The sequence below is a fragment of the Microbacterium arborescens genome (assembly GCF_049707515.1).
GTDB classification, from domain to species: Bacteria; Actinomycetota; Actinomycetes; order Actinomycetales; family Microbacteriaceae; genus Microbacterium; species Microbacterium arborescens_B.
The window spans coordinates 263,711-282,899 of sequence record NZ_JBNAFI010000004.1 but is presented as its reverse complement, the minus strand read 5'-3'; the positions used below and the strand labels follow the sequence as shown (position 1 = coordinate 282,899).

Annotated in this window: 11 protein-coding genes; all 11 read right to left on the bottom strand. The window is 72.6% G+C overall.

The features are described from left to right. Positions 1 to 28: 28 nt before the first annotated feature. The 11 genes from ACPYN5_RS10630 to ACPYN5_RS10580 all read right to left on the bottom strand — a co-directional run bounded on the left by ACPYN5_RS10630 (position 29) and on the right by ACPYN5_RS10580 (position 19,189). Complete coding sequence (locus tag ACPYN5_RS10630) at positions 29 to 811, bottom strand: hypothetical protein (protein WP_424448947.1); 783 nt, start codon at positions 809 to 811, stop codon at positions 29 to 31. Further along, positions 808 to 2,250: a protein kinase domain-containing protein gene (locus tag ACPYN5_RS10625; RefSeq protein ID WP_424448946.1), complete on the bottom strand. Its 1,443-nt coding sequence runs from the start codon at positions 2,248 to 2,250 to the stop codon at positions 808 to 810. The genes ACPYN5_RS10630 and ACPYN5_RS10625 overlap by 4 nt, the downstream gene beginning before the upstream one ends. After that, the gene (locus tag ACPYN5_RS10620; protein ID WP_424448945.1) at positions 2,243 to 3,097 is read right to left on the bottom strand and encodes a PP2C family protein-serine/threonine phosphatase; all 855 of its coding nucleotides are present in this window, start codon (positions 3,095 to 3,097) and stop codon (positions 2,243 to 2,245) included. The genes ACPYN5_RS10625 and ACPYN5_RS10620 overlap by 8 nt, the downstream gene beginning before the upstream one ends. Continuing rightward, the gene (locus ACPYN5_RS10615) at positions 3,097 to 4,407 is read right to left on the bottom strand and encodes an FHA domain-containing protein (RefSeq protein WP_424448944.1); all 1,311 of its coding nucleotides are present in this window, start codon (positions 4,405 to 4,407) and stop codon (positions 3,097 to 3,099) included. The genes ACPYN5_RS10620 and ACPYN5_RS10615 overlap by 1 nt, the downstream gene beginning before the upstream one ends. 51 nt (positions 4,408 to 4,458) lie before the next feature. Beyond that, positions 4,459 to 6,963, bottom strand: a complete 2,505-nt coding sequence (locus tag ACPYN5_RS10610; protein ID WP_424448943.1) for a transglutaminase domain-containing protein — start codon at positions 6,961 to 6,963, stop codon at positions 4,459 to 4,461. After that, entirely contained in the window at positions 6,960 to 8,315 is a 1,356-nt protein-coding gene (locus ACPYN5_RS10605) for a DUF58 domain-containing protein (RefSeq protein WP_424448942.1), read from the bottom strand. The genes ACPYN5_RS10610 and ACPYN5_RS10605 overlap by 4 nt, the downstream gene beginning before the upstream one ends. Beyond that, positions 8,312 to 9,277 (bottom strand): AAA family ATPase, encoded by a 966-nt coding sequence (locus tag ACPYN5_RS10600; RefSeq protein WP_424448941.1) that lies wholly within the window; start codon positions 9,275 to 9,277, stop codon positions 8,312 to 8,314. Before ACPYN5_RS10600 ends, ACPYN5_RS10605 begins: the two co-directional genes overlap by 4 nt. Positions 9,278 to 9,307: 30 nt before the next feature. Continuing rightward, positions 9,308 to 15,250: an Ig-like domain-containing protein gene (locus ACPYN5_RS10595; RefSeq protein ID WP_424448940.1), complete on the bottom strand. Its 5,943-nt coding sequence runs from the start codon at positions 15,248 to 15,250 to the stop codon at positions 9,308 to 9,310. Position 15,251: 1 nt separating this feature from the next. Continuing rightward, complete coding sequence (locus ACPYN5_RS10590) at positions 15,252 to 16,397, bottom strand: serine/threonine-protein kinase (protein ID WP_424448939.1); 1,146 nt, start codon at positions 16,395 to 16,397, stop codon at positions 15,252 to 15,254. 113 nt (positions 16,398 to 16,510) lie between these two features. Next, positions 16,511 to 17,560, bottom strand: coding sequence for an FHA domain-containing protein (locus ACPYN5_RS10585; protein WP_424448938.1), 1,050 nt, complete (start codon positions 17,558 to 17,560; stop codon positions 16,511 to 16,513). Between the two features lie 33 nt (positions 17,561 to 17,593). Further along, positions 17,594 to 19,189 carry a dolichyl-phosphate-mannose--protein mannosyltransferase gene (locus ACPYN5_RS10580; protein WP_424448937.1) on the bottom strand — a complete coding sequence of 532 codons (1,596 nt, stop codon included), beginning with the start codon at positions 19,187 to 19,189 and terminating at the stop codon, positions 17,594 to 17,596.

Sequence of the window (19,189 nt, the reverse complement as noted above, 5' to 3'; positions counted from 1 at the left end):
CTCCATCGTACGACGCCGCGGCGCCGGTTCAGGCCTGTTCTCTGCGGATCTCGTCGAGGAGCGGCAGATCGGCAGCGGTCACGAGCCGCGAGAGCACCGCGTGCTCCACGAGACGGGCGCGGCGATTGGTGGCGAGCTTGCCCACGCCGCCCCGGAGACCGCGAACGCCCTCACGGTCGAGCTTGTCGCAGACGTTGTCGAGCTTGCGGTTGAACGTCGTCAACGGCCAGCCCAGTCGCTCGGCCGCCGCGGCCGAGGTGGGCACCTGGCTCGACCCCACCATGCCGCCGCGGAGGATGGGCTCGCACATGGCCACCAGCAGCAGGCGCTGGCTCGCGGTGAGCGCCACGGCGCCGACCGTCGTCGTGCCCACATGCTCGTCCGCCGTGCGGGGGAAGCTGTCGCGAACGGTGAAGCGCGAGCCGTCGGTGTGCACGGTCAGTTCGTAGGTGTACGCCCCGGCCGTGAACATCACCACGAGAGCGGGGAAGACCAGGGGGACGCGGGCGCCCGGACCGAGCACCGCCTGATAAGCCCCATCGGGAGTGGCGAGGCTGACCGAGATGGATTGGCCCGTGTTGGAGAGCCACCACAGTCCGTGCTCGGCGTCGACGGCGAGGAGCCGGCGGTGCAGGTAGGGGTTGGTGTCGATGATCAGGTCGGCGTCACGGCCGATCGCGTAGGTCGTGCCCGCGACGGGTCGGAACCACTCGCCGCAGAACTCGATGGCGACGCTCTCCGCGGTCTCCTTCGGGGCGGGCTCCACCTCCTCGCGGTCGTGCTCGTCGGTGTCGTGCTCGATGGCTGTCATGCTCCTCCTCCGATGATCATCACCAGGGCAGTGGCGGCGGCGCCGAGGACGAGTACCCCGGCCCCGATGACCGCGACGACCGTCCCGTTCCTGCGCCGGCGGGTCGTGCCCGCCGGGTTCGGCTGCCGTACCGGCGCGTCCACCCGCACCCGGGTGACCGCAGCGGGCTCGTGCGAGACCCGCACCCGGTAGCGCTCGCCGCCGTCGTCGGGCTCGGACGCGAGACGGGCGGTGTCGACGCGACCGCGCACGACCTCATCGCGTCGGGAACGCCGTACCAGCGCCGTCGGTTCCGCCTCGGCGGCCTCGGCGGTGGCGCGCCGGCTCGCGAGGACGGTGTGGTCTTCGTCGGGGTCGGCGGGGGTGCGGCGGCTCGCGAGGACGGTGTGGTCTTCGTCGCGATCGGAGGTGGTGCGCCGGCTCGCGAGGACGGTGTGGTCCGCGTCGGGGTCGGCGGTCACGTGCCGGTCGACGACGGTGGTGCGATCGTCCGGCCCCGGCGTGTGACGGTGCGAGATCGTCGTCCGGTCGTCGGGGTCGACGTCGTGGTCCGGGTCCGTCCGACGGCGGCTCGCGAGCACCGTGTGGTCGTCGGGGGCGGCGCGCCGCGTCGACAGGACCGTGTGGTCGATCGTGTCGTGCGGCCCGCTGTCGGCGGCGCGGATGTCGAGGTGCGTGATGGGGAGGTGCAGATCCGCCTCGACGCCCTGGAGCTCCCGCCCGAACTCCGCCGCGGAGGGTCCGCCGCCGGTCGCGGTGGCCTCGAGCGTCGCGATCACGAGGGCCTCCAACGCGGCGGGCACCGAGTCGGCGCCCGCCCGGGATGCTCCGGCCTCGGCGATGGGTCTCCCCGTCAGCAGCTCCGTCGCGGCGACCGCGAGGCCGTGGACGTCGGCTGCCCGTGCGCTGGACGACCCGGTGCGCTCGCCCCGGCGAAGCAGTGCGTCGCTGTCGAATCCGATCAGCGCCGGCCAGCCGTAGTCGGTCATCAGCACGTTCTCGATGCGGAGCCGGCCGTGGGCGATGCCGGCGAGGTGCGCGGTCTCCACCGCGCCGCACAGACGGACGAGCAGGCTCAGCGCCTCAGGGACGCTCGCCGGCCGGCGAGCCGTCGTCTCGGCGAGGTCGGCGCGTGAGCAGTACTCCATGACGAGGTACATGCGCCCGTCCTCCGTCGTCCCCGCTGTATGAATCGACGCGACGCTCGGATGCGACGACAGGTCGATCAGATGCGGCCACGCGGTCGCGAACGCAGCCTGCTCGTCGTCGGCGAGAGCATCTCGCAGGATTTTCACCGCGACGGGATCGCGGCCCGCGGCATCCCGGTACAGGTACACGTCGGCGCGGTCGCCCGAGGCGAGCAGCCGGTCGACGGTGCGGCCGGCGATCTCGCTGGGGGCGTGCGCCTCGGGCCGGGGGCGGCGGCGCAGCTCAGCCATGATCCGCGCGGCGCCGTCGAGACCGTGCCGTCGCCACCTCGACCGTCGCGGTGACCGACTCGCTGTTCATGATGCCGCCCGTCGTGTCCTCCAGGCGAGGGCTGATGCCGCCGGCGACGACATCCAGGACGATCGTGCTGATGTTGTCGCGGCCCCCGTGCGAGAGAGCCTGGGTCACGAGCGACTCGGCCGTCTGCGCCGGCGAGCCGCCCATCATTAGCCCCGCGCGAAGCGCCTCGTCGGAAAGTTCGCCGGTCAGCCCGTCCGAGCACACGACGATGCGTTCGCCCGTCACGATCGGGATCAGCCAGAAGTCGGCACGGCTGCGCTCGCCGCCGATGGCGCGGGTGATGACGTTCCGCCCCTCGTAGGTCGCCATCTGGTCGCGCGTCAGCTGCCCGGCATCCACCAGTTCCTGCGCCACCGAATGGTCGATCGTGAGCTGTTCGAGGCGCTCGGCGAGCAGGCGGTAGACGCGCGAGTCGCCGACGTTCACGATCAACCAGCGCCGCACCCCGCCCTGCTGGACGGCGACGACCCCCGAGAGCGTGGAGCCGGCTCCGCGGGTCGTCCCGGCGGCGACGGCGGCGACGGCGGAGTGAGCGCGATCGACCGCGTCGGCCACCTCCTCCGGCCGCAGGTCGTCGCGGCCCACGAGCGGGCGGAACACCTCGACGACCGCCGCCGACGCCCGGTCTCCCGCGTCGTGCCCGCCCATGCCGTCCGCCACCACGAAGACGGGATACTGCGCGAGCAGGGCGTCTTCGTTCACGGCCCGGCGCAGCCCGGTGTCGGTGCGGCTGCCGCTGGTGACGTGGACGTCGATCGGGGGTGTCGCGGTGGTCATCAGGCCTCGGAGAGGTGCAGCTCGGCGTCGCCGAGATGGAAGACGCCCGAAACCGTCGTGGGTCCGGTCGCCTCGACCTCGTCCGGGCCCACGAACACGCCGTTCGTGGATGCGAGGTCGGTGATCGTCCAACCCGCTGCGGAGTGCTGCAGCAGCGCGTGGGTCTTCGAGATCGTGCGGGTCACATCGTCGACGGGGACGATCTGCGCGTCCGGGATGTCGTCGGGGGCGAGCGGGTTGCGTCCGAGCACGGCGGCCGACGATGACAGGACGACCGACGACCCGTCAGGAAGCAGCAGCGTCGCCTGCGGAGCGCGACGAGCGGCCAGGACGGTGTGCTCGTCGAGCTCGCTCTCGTCGGACTGCGGCGACGGCGAGGCCGGGGCGGGGATCGGGCTCGGGATCGGACTCGGGGAGGGTACTGCTACCGGGGCCGGGACGGCGGAAGCGGCGGGAGCGGACCAGGACTGCGGTGCCGGGTCGAGGTTCTCGGATGCGGCAGGCGGGGGCGGCGGGGCCCAGGGGCTCGCACTGATCGGCTCGGGCGCGGCGGGAGCGGCCGAGCCGGCGGGAGCGGAGGATGCGTCGGCGGCGGGGGTCGACGGTGCGAACAGCACGGGAGCGGGCACCGCCGCGGACGCGGGGGCGGTGGTGGCGGAGGCCGGGCCTGTGAGGGGCGCCGATGGGCCGACCTCGGCGCCGCCGCCGGATCGGAACGGAGCGGGCTCGACGGGAGCGTCGCGGCCGAGCCAGCGTGCGGAGCCCCACCCGACGATGCTCGCCCAGACCGGGAACAGCAGGGCCCCCAGCACGACGTATCCGGTGCCCAGACCGAACCCGCGACACAGCGCGCGCAGCATCCGGATGTGGATGACGAGTGCGAAGGCGAGGAAGCCGAGCCACAGCAGCGACGGGACAATCGCGGCTGCGGCGAGCGCGCCGGCGGCGCTTCCCGCGTCGCCGCCGAAGCCGGCGTTGAGCGCGACGCCGGCGAACAGGCCGCCGACGATGGCGGCCACGATGGTGACGAGCACGGCCCCACCCGCGAGGACCGCCGCCCACCAGCCGCGCATCCCGGCGAGGACGAACAGCTCCCAGATGTTGAGAACCGGGACCCAGGCTCGCCACGGCTCGATGCCGACCTTACGGAACACCGCCGTCAGCGCCAGCGCCGTCCAGACGTAGACGGCGATGCCGAGCACGACCTGGACGACGCCCAGCGCCGCGAACGCACCCGCGGGGGAGGCGTTCCCCCCGCCGAGCGCGATCATCGCCGTTGCGTTCTCGATCGTGAAGCCGTGTGCCCTCACTTGTTCTCCTGCCCTCGAGCGCGGTGCATCCTGCGCGTGCCGCGTGCCACCTTATCGATCCCGCCGTCCGCGCGGCAGCCGTTGCGCAGCGCGCGCCCGACGCTCCCGGCTCAGCAGGGAACGGAGCGACACCCGGGTGCGCAGTCGAGCCCAGAAGCCGAGGCCCTCGTCCAGCCGGGAGCGTTCGGACTCGACGATGTCCCAGAAGCGTTCGCCCTCGGCCTCGTCGGGGGGAGCGACGTCGAAGACGGAGCGGTCGGCGAGGGTCGCCAGCTCGGTCGCGCCCGTCGATCCGCCGTATGCGGCCGCCAGCTCGTGCCTTGTCCGCGATCCCGGGCCGGGAAGGCCGTGGTCGACGGCGGCGTCGACGAACTCCTGCCAGCCACCGGTGAACTTCTCCACGGGATCGGTGGCGGCGCGGCGGGCGCGCCGCCGCACGACCTTCACCAGGACGATGAGGGCGAACGGTCCGAACAGCAGCAGCACCACGAGAAGGGACACGCCCCCGATCCGCAGCGCCGTCCACAGTGCCGTGAGGTCCTGCGACGTCGCGGTGTCGTCGCTGGGGCTCCGGCCTCCGTCGCTCGGGTTGGCGTCGGCCGGCTGCACCGTGTCGGCCTGCTCCTGGCGCACCTCGGTCGGGATCTTCGGGTCCTGACGCTGCTGGGTGTCGGGTGAGGGGAAGACGGCGTGCTGCGGCGTGACGTCGACGGGCACCCACGCGGCATCGACCCCGCGGACCTCGAGCCATGCCGCCACATCGCCGGCGGTGCACACGCCGTCGTCGCAGGTCGCCAGCGTCTCGTCCGCCGAGGTCAACCGCGTTCCCACGACGATGCGGGCGTCGAAGCCGAGACGGTCGGCGATCATCATCGCGGCCACGGCGAACTGCTCGTCGTCGCCGACGGCAGCCACGAGCGCGGCGTCGTCGGCGTCGCCGACCTCGTCCTCGCGGGCGAGGAGATCGGCGAAGAGCTGGTCGATGCGGTCGGTGGAGTGCCCGGCGCGGCTCGGCTGGAAGGCGTAGTCGCCCAGAGCCCGCGCCCACAGCGGCGGCGCGGCGGGGTCGATCGTGAGGGCATGGCTGAGGAATCCCCGCGCGCGCAGGAGCTCGATGAGCTCCTCGAGGCTCGCGCCGCCGCTGCCGCTCGCATGTTCGTCCACCCAGCGGATGAGACTCTCCGGCACGAGATCCTCACTGAGCGTCGGACCCGACCGCGCCGGCTCGAGCGACCCCAGTGTCGGGATCTCCTCCGCGAACGCCGTGCCCTGCCGGTACTCGCTGCCCGCGGCCAGGCCCGGCTCGGCCAGTTGCACGCCCGCAGCGGTCTCGGCGTTGTAGTAGAAGCCGTCGGCGAGGGCGGCACCGTCGTCACCCTCGAAGGCCATCGAGGTGACGTCGCCGACCGTCGGCATCCAGACCTCGTTCCAGCCGTCGATCGCGACAGTGGCCGACCCGGTCGACGACCCGGTCGCGGCGGGAAGAGCAGAGGGCACGCGGGTGAAGGAGGACCGCGGGTCATCGGGCGCGGCGGCTGGGTCGACGACGCGGGCCGCGCGACCGTCGTAGAACGGCAGGGTCGCCAGACGCACCCGATCGATTCCCGCCGGCGCCTCGACGCGGAACATCGGCTGCTCGAACTGCTCGTCCGAGAACGACGCACGGTACTGCCCCAGGGGGCTGAGCTCGGCGGCGAGCTCGAGCCGCGGGTCGATGTCGGCGCGAAGCACCTCGCGCGGCGAGCCCGCGAGCGCCCACGGCGCCACGACGGTCGCGCCGACGACGGCGACAGCCACCATCCCCGCCGCCGTGGCCGCCCGACCGGCGAGCCCGCGCACGGGGCGGCCACCGATGCGGACGCCCGACGCGGCCGTCGCGGTGGCGATCGCGCGCCGCCGGTCGGCCGTCGTTCGCCACACGATGGCCACGAGCCCGGCCACGAGGGCCGCCATGCCCACGAGCGCCTCACGGGCGAGCGTCACCGGTCCGATCCCCACCGCGGGCATGGGGGCTGTGGAGCCGAAGGCGACGCCGAACACGGTCGGCACGAGCGCGACGACGACGGCGAGCGCCCACCATCGTCCGCCGCGCCATGCGACGGAGAGCGCGAGCACCGGGACGGCGAGGAACACCAGCAGCGCCGGAGCGAGTGTGGCCTGATAGCTGCCGAGGGGCAGCTCGAGGGTGAGAAGGTCCTTCCAGCCCGTCACGGGTGCCGTCAGGATGCCGCGCAGACCCTGCAGCGCCTGGGCCGGCGATCCGAGCGAACCGGGCGCAGCCAGCGGCAGGCCGAGCCCGATGTAGGCGACGATCGTCGCCAGCGTGAGCCACCAGCCGTTCCATCGCCACCGCAGCCCGGCGGTCGCGATGGCTCCGCCGGCGACGACGGCGACCACGACCAGCACGACGAAGGAGACGCTGCGGTAGATGGGCCACGCGGCGAGCGCGCCGACCGCCACGACGAGCGCGAGCACCGCCGCCTGCGTGAGGAGGAAGCGGAGGGGCGTACGGGACGCGCGGCGGGCGCGCAGGTCGCGGCGAGCCGGCGCGCTCACGACTGCGCCGCCCGGGACAGGAGGTGGCGGAGGTCGTCGAGCAGGCCGATCGAGAGCACGGACATCGCGCCGAGCGCGCGGAACCCCGGCTCGGCCTCGAGCGAACATGTCACGGCGATGACCCCGACGTCTGCGGGGAACGCCAGAGCGGCGGACTGCAGCTGGGCTGGGGTGAGCGGCGACCCGCACACCAGGAACGCGATCGAGACGTCCGGGTGGCTCTCGGCCGCGAGCGAGGCGGCATCGCGCAGGGGGCTGACGTGTTCCCGGCGGTCGAGCCCGGCGAGGTCGTCGAGCAGGGTGCGGGTGGTGATCGTCGTGAGCTCGCGGATGGTGCGGATGCGTCGCCGGGCGAACTCGGGCACCTCGCCGCCGACGACGACATCGACGTCGCGGCCGTCGCGGATCCCCCGGATGCCCAGCGACGCCGCGGCGCTCACGGCGAGCTCGAACTCGTCGTCGGAGGCGTATTCGTCGTCGCCGGCCGCGAGCGCGATCACCATGCGGCTGCGCCGGGTCTCCTCGTACTGCCGGACCATCAGCGTGCCGGTCTTCGCGGTCGACTTCCAGTGGATCTGCCGCTGCGAATCGCCGGCGACATAGGGGCGGATGGCGTGGAAGGAGAAGTCCGCGTCGACGACGGTGCGCGATGCGCTGCCCTCGAGGTCGCGGATGTAGCCGGTCGTGGTGCTGCGCAGCGTCGTGGTGACCGGGTGGATGTAGAGCGTGTGCACGTCGTCCCACGTGCCCTCGCGCTTGAGGATGCCGAGGGGGTCGCCCCGGACGGTGCGTGCGGGACCGACCGTGACGATGCCGCGCCGGTGGGTCGGCACCACGACCTGCTCGGTGTGCGTGTGGCCGTGGCGGAGCAGCGGAACGTGAACGTCGACGATGCCGTCGCCGACGGGCACGTCGATGCGGCCCGGGAGAGCCGGGGCCGCCCCGACATTGGTGACGACGAGCGTTCCCTCGACCTGCGTGCCGGCGACCACGCGATCGTGTTCCAGCCGGAGGTCGACCTGGTAGGCGCGGGCACTGAAGAGGAAGGGAACCGAGAGCACGAGGAGGACGAGCGCCACCACGCCGGCGGCGACGAACTCCATGAGCCCGAGGCTGAGGCCGATGCCGAGTCCCGCAACCGCCGTGACGACCATCAGCCAGCCGGCGACGGTGACGGTCTCGGCGACCCACCGCGCACTCGCCGTCGCCGCGCGCCGCAGCCGGCGCCACGACTGCACGCCGCGCACCGCGAGCACGGTCGTGCGGCCGGTCGTTCCGAACCGCGTGCGCGCGAACCCCGTGCCATCCGCGATGGAGGTCCGGGTCAGACGGGACTCGGTGTCGAAGCTCACACGGTCTCTCTCTGGCTCGGGGGCACCGTGTCGAGGAGCACCTGCCCGATCACGGCGCCGGCGGTGACGCCGTCGAACTCCGCCTCCGGGTCGAGGATCAGCCGGTGGGCGAGCACGGGCTCCGCGAGAGCCTTGACGTCGTCGGGGGTGACGTAGCTGCGGCCGTGCGCGACGGCCCAGGTCTTCGCCGCCTTCGTCAAGCCGATGGCGCCGCGCACGCTGACGCCGAGTCGCACCTCCGTCGCCAGCCGGGTGGCCTCGACCATCCGGGCGATGTAATCGAGGACGAGAGCGTCGAGGTACACGCCGCGGGCGATGTCGGCCATGCTCACGACACCCTGGGGGGTGATGACGGGGGAGACCTCGCGCCGCGCGTCGGCTGCCCCCTCGAGGATGCGGACGGTCGCGGCGTGATCGGGGTAGCCGAGCGTCGTCTTCATGAGGAAGCGGTCGAGCTGAGCCTCGGGCAGCCGGTAGGTGCCGGCCTGCTCGACGGGGTTCTGCGTGGCCACGACGAGGAAGGGCACGCCCACCCGGCGGCTGACGCCGTCGACGGTGACCTGTCCCTCTTCCATGACCTCGAGCAGTGCCGACTGGGTCTTGGGAGATGCGCGGTTGATCTCGTCGGCGAGGACGATGTTGGCGAAGATCGGCCCCTGGTGGAACTCGAACTCGCCCCGGCTCTGGTCGTACACCGTGATGCCGGTGACGTCACCGGGCAGCAGGTCGGGGGTGAACTGGATGCGGCTGCTCGTGCCCTGCACGGTCTGACCCATCGCTCGTGCGAGCGAGGTCTTGCCGGTGCCGGGGTAGTCCTCGAGCAGCAGGTGTCCCTCCGAGACCATCGCGGTGAAGGCGAGCTCGATGACGTGCCGCTTGCCGAGGACGACCTTCTCGACGTTGTCGACGAGCGTCGCGAACGTCTCCTGGAACCAGCTCGTCTGCTCCGGGGTGATGCTCATGGTGTCCTCTCGCTTCGCCGTGCGGCGGGGTCAGGGGGTGTCGCCCGTGGGTGTGGGCGTCGGCGTCGGTTCAGGGGTGGGCGGCGGGGCGATCAGGCGACACTCGATGCGCACCGTCAGCGGATCGAGCCCCGCGAGGGCGCCACGCCAGGTGAGGCGCCACTGCACGCTGCGCGGTCCGCCGAGCGGTCCCTCGTCGACGGTGCGCTCGACGTCGACGACGTTCGAGCCGAAGCCCGCCGGAGACCAGTCCGGCGCCGCCTGGTCCGACCGGCAGGTCGGCAGGTTGTCGGTCGCGACGGACACCGGGTAATCAGCGCTGCGGGACGCGGCCGAGATCGGGCTGGCATCCGAGCACGCCCCGTCGACGCCCAGGAGGGAGTCGCACCACCTCGCGGTCCAGCGGTCGTCGGGGGCGTTGTGGCGAGGTGCGAACGAGTCGCGGGGCTCGCCGTTGAGGTACAGGCGCAGGACCGCGTCGTCGAACGGCTTCTCACCCGGCTCGGACAGGCCGCTGGCGTCGTAGCGGAAGCCGGACGCCTGCGACCCGGAGGGGCGGGAAGCGACGTTGAACGTCATGGGTGCGGGGGCTCCGATGCGGCCGACCGGGCGCGCCGAGACCTCGGCCGTCGTGGTTCCGAAGCCCCGCTCGCCGTCGAAGGTGTGCTCCGCGCACGCCCACACGGTCTTGCGGCGGAACGCCTGAGCCTCGAACTGCTGGCTGGTCGCCGAGCTGGTCGGTCGGCACGCCTCGGCCGACTGGTCGCTGAAACCGATGAGTGTCTGCGTCCCGTCGCCGTTGCGCGCGATGGATGCCGTCACGGTCATCGAGTCCGACGTGTTCGTCTCGGCGAGCGTGAGCCCGGGGGCGCCGACACCATGCGCCGTGACCGCGCGCGCCTGGCCCTCGGAGGAGCCCGCGGCGATGGGCGGCAGGTCGAAGGTCGTCAGGGGGGTCGCCGTCAGGGTCGTCGCCGAGTTCGAGCCGACGTCGTAGTTCGTGAAGGTGGCCGTGCCGCCGACGACCGGACGCGTGTCGGAGCCCTGCCTGCCACCCGTGAGGCGGACGCTGCCGGTCGTGGCATCCAGCCCGGTCACGGTGATGGTCGCGCGGCCGCCGTCGCGCCCGTTGGGCACGGGCTCGAACGACGAGCCGCTGGGCTGTGCCGGCGGGCGGTAGGCCCAGGCCTGTGCACGCACCGTCGAGCGCGATTCGCCGACGGAGCTGTAGGCGCGGGCTTCGTACGTGATCTTCTCGCCGACGGGGGCTGAGATCGGCGAGCACGAGCCGGAGGAGGGGCAGGAGGCGACCTCGCGTCCGTCCGCCAGGATCCGGTAGCCCTGGACGGCGGGGTACGAGCCGCCGTCGGAGGTGACCCGCAGGGTCACCGAGTCTCCGGTGTACGCGGTCCACTCCATGCGGGCGGGGTTGGCAGGCAGGCCCTGCAGGTCGAGGATGACCTGGCCGTTTCGCGCTCCGCTGGACTGCCGGCCCTGAGCGTCTTCGACGGTGAAGCTGCCGGTGCACTCCGCCGCGCCCGGGGCGTCGCCCTGCCAGGTGGCGCGGACCGCGGTGTCGCTCGCGCGCGAGAACGAGACACCGGTGCAGTTGCCGGGGCCGCTCGCCGCCACGAGGCGCAGCGGCGTCCCCGGAAGCGGGTTGACCTCGCCGGCACCGCCGATGACCTCGATCGTGCACGAGGTCGCGCCGCCCGACTGCGAGCATGTCTGCACAGCCGACCCGCCCTTCGGGAGCGTCGATGGCGCCGGGCCGACGGTCAACAGCAGATTCGCCGGACCGGTGTCGGCGTGGCTGGGAAGCGTGATGGCGACGGGTTCCTGGCGACCCGGGCGCGCGGCATCCGCCGCCGTCACGGTCGCCGTGCCGCCCTCGATCGTCACGGCGAACTGATCGCCGCCGTAGGCGCCGGCGTAACGGACCGATTCCCAGTCGGCGCGGCCGGCCCACTGCACCATCTGCGCGAGGTCGTAGGTCTGGGTCGACCCGGGGCTCACCGTGAGCGACGCGCTCCGCAGGCTCGGCTGCGGGATCTCCGCCTCGATGATCACGCGCAGGGTGAGGAAGGTCGGCTCATCCTGCGTGTCGAGTCGTGCCGGCACGATGCAGCTGTCGGTCCAGGGAGCGCCGGCGCCGGCGGAATAGCGGATGGTGGTTCCCGACACGACGCTGCAGACCGCCTCGGAGCGCGCGCCTCCCGGGCGGAGGCCCTCGTCGATCACGAGCGTCGCACCGCGCGGGATCCGCACCGCGTCGGCGAGATCGACCTCGACGCTCTCCTTCTCTCGCACCTGCAGCGGCGGGAAGCCCTCGCGCAGGGCGAGCCGGACGTCGGCTTCGCCCGGGACGCGCAGGAAGCCGTACGAGGTCACCTCCGTGCCGTCGAACGCGGTGCCCGCGACCTCGAAGGGGATGAGCCGCGAACGTTCGGGCAGTTCGCCCGAGATCTCCCAGCCGTCGACGGTCAGGTCGTCGGCCTCGCCCCACAGCGAGAGGCGGAGGCCGGAGACGTCGCCGGTGTTCCACGACACCTGGCCGTCGAGGACATCGATGCCCTGCGGGAAGTCCTCGCGGTTCTCGAGCGTCAGCACGGTGTCGCGCACGACGGGGTAATCCGGTACCGGCTCGCGCACGGTCTTGACCACGATGAGGCCGATGGCGGTGTCGCCTCGTTCGTTGCGCACCGAATAGGTGTACGAGAACGTGCCGAGCACCTCGCCCGCGCGCAGCGTCACCGCGCCGTTCTCGACCGTTCCGATCAGGGCGCTCAGCGCGTCGTACTCGCTCGACCCCTCCTGCGCGTTCGGCGCGACGCTGAGAAGCTCGAGGTCGCTGCCGGCGGGGTCGATGTCGTTGTCGGTGGGGCGCACGACGGCCGTGCTGTCGGCACCCACCTGCACCTGCAGGTAGTCGCTGTACGTGACCGGGCTCGGGTCGGTCTGGGTGTCGATCACGCCGATGCGGACGTCGGCGGTGCCGGTCGCGCCGCTGGGGTCGCGCACGGCGTAGCGGAACCTGACCTGTCCGCTGAAGCCGTCGGGGCTGGTGTAGACGATCGCCGACCCGTCGGCGGAGATCGTCGCCGAGCCCTGCTCGGGCTGCGCGGCGATGCGATCGAGCACCACCGGGTCGCCGTCGGGATCCACGGCGTATCCGTCGAGCGGGATGCTGACGGACTGGCCGCTCAGCACCCGACCGACGAGCGTGCGGGGGAGCGGCGCCTGGTTCGACTCGTCTCCCACGACGGTCACGGTCACGCGGGCGGTGTCGGTGACCTCGGGGAACCCCAGGCGGAAGACGGTGTAGGTGAGCGCGTAGGTGCCGGCCTGCTCGGGAGCGAGGTAACGCAGCAGACGGGTCGTCGCGAACGCGAGCCCGCCGCCGGTCTCGTTGACGATCGATGACGGATCGATCGCGATCAGGGCACCCGACGGGGCGGTGTCGTTGTCGAGCACGGGGATGTCGATCTGGGTGCCGGCGCGCACCGTCACCGCGTCGTCGACCGCGATCGGCGGTTCTGCGCTCGCGGTCGGCAGCAGCACGACGGTCAGCTCGCCCTGCGCGGTCGCCGCAGCGCTGCCGCTGCCGTCGGAGACGGTGTAGCGCACCACCCCGAGTCGGCCGGGCTCGCCCGAGTCGGTCGTGCCGCTCACTCGGAGGAGGCTCTGGCCGACGACATCGACGCCCAGCGAGGCGAAGGGGTCGCTCTCGGGACGGATGTCGCTGAGGAGCAGCACCGAGCCGGCGGGGTTCGACACGGCCGACGCGACGTCGATGGTCGCGTCCTCGTTCGGCCGCACGAAGGCCGTGAGGGGCGGTGTGCTGATCCCGGCTGCCTCGGGGGCGAGCATCGTCACGCGCACGGTCGCGGTGACCTCGGTGAGCGCGTCGCGGACGCTGTACTGCACGAGGTAGGAGCCGGGCGCCGAGGCGCCGACCACCATGCTGAGGGCGGCGGGGTTGGCCGCTGCCGTGGACTGCGCCTCGTCGAGGGCGACCACGCCGCTGAGGGCGACCGGCCCGGCCGCGCCCGTGACGTACGGGGCGACGGAGACGTCGAGCGGTTCGCCCACGACGCCGGTGACGGCGAACGATTCGGCGGTGAGCTCGGGCGTCGGCGTCACCGTGATGGTGAGCGGCTGGGTGACGGTCGCACCGCGCGCATCCGAGACCGTCACGGTGACGGTGACGGCGAGCGCCTCGGTCGCGTTCGGGTCGGGATGCTGGTAGGTCAGCGTGCCCTCGGGAGAGGTCGTCACGGTTCCGACGCCGGTGTCATTGGCGGCGCCGGCGAGGAAGACGGGGTCGCCCTCGGGGTCCACCCAGCCCTCGAGCAACTCCGCCGACACCGTTCCGCCGGGGGCGACGTTCAGCGAGGGCCACGTGGCGAGGCACCCCTCGAGACCGCACCACACCGGCGCGGTGTTCTGGTCGTCACCGACGACGGTGAGCGTCACCGTCGCGGCATCGGAGAGGAGCCCGTCGGCGGCGGTGCCGTCGGTCACGCGGTAGCGGAGCGTCGCGGTCCCCGAGGCATCCGGCGACACCGCGACCGTCAGCTGCTGCTGCTCTCCCGTGATCGACGCCGTGCCGAACGCGGGATCGAGGTTCTCGAGCGACGCGGGGTCGATGCTGAGCACGTCCTCATTGGGGTCGTGGTCGTTCAGCAGCACAGGCAGAAGCGTCACCGTGCCGGCCCGGACGCCGAAGCCGTCGTCGACGGCGACCGGGGGCTTCGGGTCGACGACCCGCTCCGACGTCGCGTCGTCCTGCTGCTCGGTGTCGATCTGGCGGTCGAGGTCCCACTGCTGAGACGACGCGATGAGCTCTCCGTCCGGGACGTTCCAGACCCATCCCGAGCGGCGATCGTTCAGGGCGAGCCGCGTGCCGTTGCCGATGAAGTCGGGGTCGACGTCGTCGCCGATGTCCGCACCGCGGTAATCGAGCGCGGTCACCGCCTCCGGGTCGGCGCTCGACCACAGCGAGCCGCCCGACTCGCCGTCGGCGAGCCACGCGGCGTACACGGTCGAGCCCAGCACGGCCGGTCTCGCCGCGGTGCCCGAGCCGGGGCGGTCGAGCGAGCGGGCGGCGGTTCCCTCGACGAGGTCCACCGAGACGATGCCCTCGGTGTCGGCGACGTACGCCCGGTCGCCCTCGGTCGCGGCATCCTGCAGTCGCGCGCCCGGGGCGAGGTCGGTCGTGATCGGCTCGTCGCGCCCGCGCACCCAGATTTCGCCGGTGGCTTCGTCGAGGAGCACCCACCGGGTGCCGACCACGCTCAGCTGTGCGGTCTCCGCCTCGGCGGGCGCATCATCCTCGCCGAGGACGCTGCCGGTGCGCGACTCGGCCCGCACGACGCGGCTCTCCGCGGCCGAGTAGGCGTAGACGGTGCCGGCCGCGTCGACGGCGACGGATGTCGCCACGAAGCGCGGGCGCTCCTGACCCTCGGGGACGTCGGCATCGGCGTACGGGTCGATCGGGATCGCCTCGCCGCCTCCGGACAGACTCGAGCCGTACACGCCTCCCGCCTCCGTGCGATAGGCGATCGCGTCACCGGAAACCGCGATGTCGGCGGTCCCGGGCGGAGTCGGCGTGAACACGTCTTCCGCCTCGTCGGTGAGGTCGGCGGGCCGGCCCATGTCGACGTCGGAGAACTGCGAGGAGCCGTCGCTGTAGACGAACAGTCGGTCGGTCGTCTGGACGAGCTCGCTGCCGTTGTCGACACGCTTGACGGTGTCGATCTCGCCGAGCTCGAGGTTCACCCGTGCATAGCCGCTGCCGGTGCCGTTCTGGAGTGCCCACACCGTGGGATCGTCCGGCGGTGTGGTCTGCGCGTCGTACCCGGGCCACACCACGGCGAGGGTCGCGGCGACGGCGAGGATCGCGGTGACGGCGCCGGCCGAGATCCACGTGGATCGGCGCACGCGAGGGCGCGTGCTGTCGCGTCGTGACACGTCAGAAGCCTCCGCCGACGAGGAGGAGGGTCGTCAGGGCGCCCGCGCCGGCCACGACCAGCGCGGCTCCCGCGATCAGCGCCACGCGTGCGGCCGTGCCGAGGCGGTGGGCCGGTTCCGCTCCGGCGAGGATGGTGCCTTCGTCGGGACGTCGGTCGACCGCCCGCGGGGTGCGCGCGGGCCGGCGCGACTCGTAGGCGACCGAGGGGCGCACGGGTCCGCGTGCCCGGTCGTCCGCGAAGTCGACGGTCGCCCCGGCCGCCGCCCACTCGTCGACCGCGACCTCCATGGGAGTGTGGGCGAGCCCGAGCTCGTGCTGGACGAGCTGGAGGTCGTGCGCGAGCTCGGCAGCCGTCGCGTGACGCGCGGAGGGGTCGCGGCTCATCGCCCGCGCCAGCACCTGCTCCAGGCGCTCGGGCACATCGGCGCGTCCGATCGGGGTGTACGCGGCCTTGCGGATGCGCGACTTCAGCTGCTCGCGACTGTTCTGCCCGCTGCCGGCGCGCTCGAACGGACTGCGTCCGGCCAGGAGCGAGTACAGGGTGGCCCCGAGCCCCCAGACCTCGGCGGCGACGGACCCGGACACGCGTTCCTCGATGATCTCGGGCGCGCTCCACGGCACCGACATCGCGAACACCTCGTCGCCGTCGGCGCGTCCCGTGATGGCGGCCGCGATGCCGAAGTCCGACAGGACGGGGGTCCCGAAGGTGGTGATGAGGATGTTGGAGGGCTTGATGTCGCGATGCAGCAGGCCCGACCGGTGCGCGGTCTCCAACGCCGAGCCGATCTTCACGCCGAGCTGCAGCACCTCGGCCACGGGGATCACCTCGCGGCGATAGCGGTTCGTGAGAGAGGTGGGGCAGTACTCCATCACGATGTAGGGCCGGCCGTCGGACGAGATCGAGGCTTCGTAGATCGTGAGGATGGAGGGGTGCGAGCTCAGCCGCGCCATGACGTCGGCTTCGGCGTTGAACATCCGCAGCAGGCTCTCATCGACGATGTCCTCCAGCAGCACCTTGACCGCCACGGGGCGGCGGGGAAGGTTCTGCTCGAAGAGGAAGACGTCGGCGAAGCCGCCGGTACCGAGCGGGCGGACGTACGTGAAGCCGGCAAGGCCGGGCGGTGCGGAGGGCAGTCTCGACGCCACGAGTCATGCACCCCCTGTCGACGGGGGCACTGTCTCAGGGTCCCCCGGAATCCGAATCCCGTGAGATTTTTCTAACACACGGGGGTCGGGCCGGGAAATCGCGGGACGCCGATTCACGGAGACGGTTCGAAGGCGGCCAGGATGCCGTCGCCGAGATCGAGGACGGCGCCCGGCGAGACGCGTGCGCTCGCCCCGCCCCGCAGCAGCGCCACCTCGCCCGTCGCGTCCCGCACGATCGTGCCGTTGGTGGAGCCGAGGTCGCTCACGACGAGCAGATCACCGTCCAGGCGGACCTCGACGTGCGTGCTCGACACCTCCTTGCGCGGTGAGGTGACGTTGACGATGCGTGCCCCGGGGTGCTCGGCGGCACGGGGCGCCCGTCCAAGGACGACGGGATGGTCGAGGGGCAGCTCACCGCCGGGCTCGAGACGGAGCACATACCGGCGCGCGGCGGGCGCGGCTGCGACGGCGGGGCCGGGGCGGCGCGAGCCGAGCACCGTGCTGTCGTCGACGTCCAGCGTCGGCGGCGCGGGCGGCGCTGCCGCATCGGCTGCGACGGCATCCCGGTGGTCCGCCTCCGCGCGTGAGCGACGCCGGGGGCCGAGGGCCTCGGACAGCGTGCGACGGTCGACCGCGAACGTTTCGAGCGGGTCGAGGTCGGCGTGCGCGGGGGCGCTCGGTGCGGCGGCCGGTGCCGGGGCGGCCGGTGCGGGGGCGGACGCGCCCCAGGCGAGTGCGTCGGAGCGGACGACGCCGCGACCGATGGGGAGGAGGGCGTGCCCGGGCGCTGCGCCGAGTCCGAGAGAGATGCCGGCGACGTGCTGTGCCGAGCCCTCGACCCAGGTGCCGACACCGCTGCCGGTGTAGCTGCTGCGCTGGGGCCCGTGGAGATCGATCGTGGCGGCGCCGCGGACGGCGACCGAGACGGCGCTCGAGCCCGCGTCGACGAGCTCGACGAGGGCGAAGTCCGGCAACGAGCCGATACCGACCGCAGCGATCACCGACAGCACGTCCTCGAAGGCGGCATCCCGTGCCGTCATCGTCTCCCAGACCGCGGCGGCGAGGCCGTCTCCCGCGCCCGCGCCGAGGAGAAGAGCGAAGCGGTCGGTGACCATCGCGTATCCCGCGCCGGGGGCGTCGTCGGGCGTCGGGTAGCGGAACACGCGCCCAGCCTACGGCGCGGCGACCATCGCGCGTCAGACCCAGCCGGGCAGCCAGTTGTGCAGCCGGTAGAACTCGTAGGGGACGGAGATCGCCGACCAGAGGGGGAACCAGAAGGCCGCCAGCACGATGACGAGCACCAGGAAGGCGAGCACGACCCGTTCGACGGCTCGCGGTCGGGCGGCATCCCTCCGCGACGCCCGCACGGCGGAGCGGATCGCGAAGACGAGCGCGAGCAGCAGGAACGGCTGGATCAGCACCGTGTAGAACTGGAAGATCGTCCGCTCGGGGAAGAGCAGCCACGGCACGTATGTCGCCACGATCCCCGTCAGCACGATCCCGTACACCTCGTCGCGCGTGCGGGCGAAGAGGTAGACGAGGTACAGGACGCTCGCGACGCCCGCCCACCACACGATCGGGTTCGGCATGCTGTAGAGGATCTCCCAGCATCCGTTGGGGTCGGCGCACGAATCCGTGCCCCCCGGGGTGCTCCCGGCGTACATCGAGGTCGGGCGCAGCAACAGGGGCCACTGCCAGGCGGGGCTCGCGTAGGCGTGGGGCGTCGACATGCCCGCCGTCGAGCCGTACATCGACTCGTGGTAGCGCCACAGGCTCTGCAGGGGCAACGGCACCACCGACCACAGGCCGGTCGCGGGCCGCGCGTCGGCGGCGTGACGGTCGTAGCCGCCGTCGGTCGCGAACCACCCGGCCCACGAGGCGAGGTAGACCGCGAGCGCGACGGGGACGAGGAGGACGAACGACACGAGGCCCTGCCGGACCGTCGCGTCGGCCGGCCAGAACAGGATGCCGCCGCGGCGCCGGGCGAGCGCGTCGCTGACGACGAGGTAGATGCCGATCGCCGCGAGCACCCACACGCCCGACCACTTCACCGCCGTCGCCGCGCCCGCGGCCGCTCCTGCCGCGATGACCCACGGGCGGTTCCACAGCACCGGTCCCCATGCGGGCGCGCCCACGTCGTCCCACCGTGCTGCGGTGCGCTCGGCCAGAACGACCCGGTGCCGGCGACGATCGAGCACGACGAACCAGAACGCCAGCAGCGTGAAGAGGGTGAGGAAGATGTCGAGCAGTGCGACGCGGCTCATCACGATGCCGAGGCCGTCGATCGCGAGCAGTCCCGACGTCAACGAGGCGAAGACGACCGAGCCCGACATGCTGCGTGCGAGGAGGTAGAGGACGAGGACGCACGCGGTCCCGGCGAGGGCCGCCCCCAAGCGCCACGCGAACGTCGAGTCGGCCCCGAACAGCGCCATCGGCAGCCCGATGAGGTATTTGCCGAGCGGGGGGTGCACCACGAAGCTGCCGGTCGTCGTGAAGATGTCGGTCTCGCCCGCGAGGAAGCGTTCGTCGGCGCCCTCGGGCCACGTCGCCGCGTAGCCGAGCACCCATTGGCTCCAGGCATCCTTGACGTAGTAGGTCTCGTCGAAGACCACCGCGTGGGGGTGCGCGAGGTTCCACATGCGCAGCACCGCCGCCAGCGCCGTGATGACCAGGGGCGCGATCCAGGCGACGCGTCGGGCGAACACGGGGTCGCCGTTCATGCGCCCGTGCCACCGGTCGAGGAGCGTCGCCGGGCGCGTCTTCGGCAGCAGCGGCTCAGCGGTCGTCGTCAC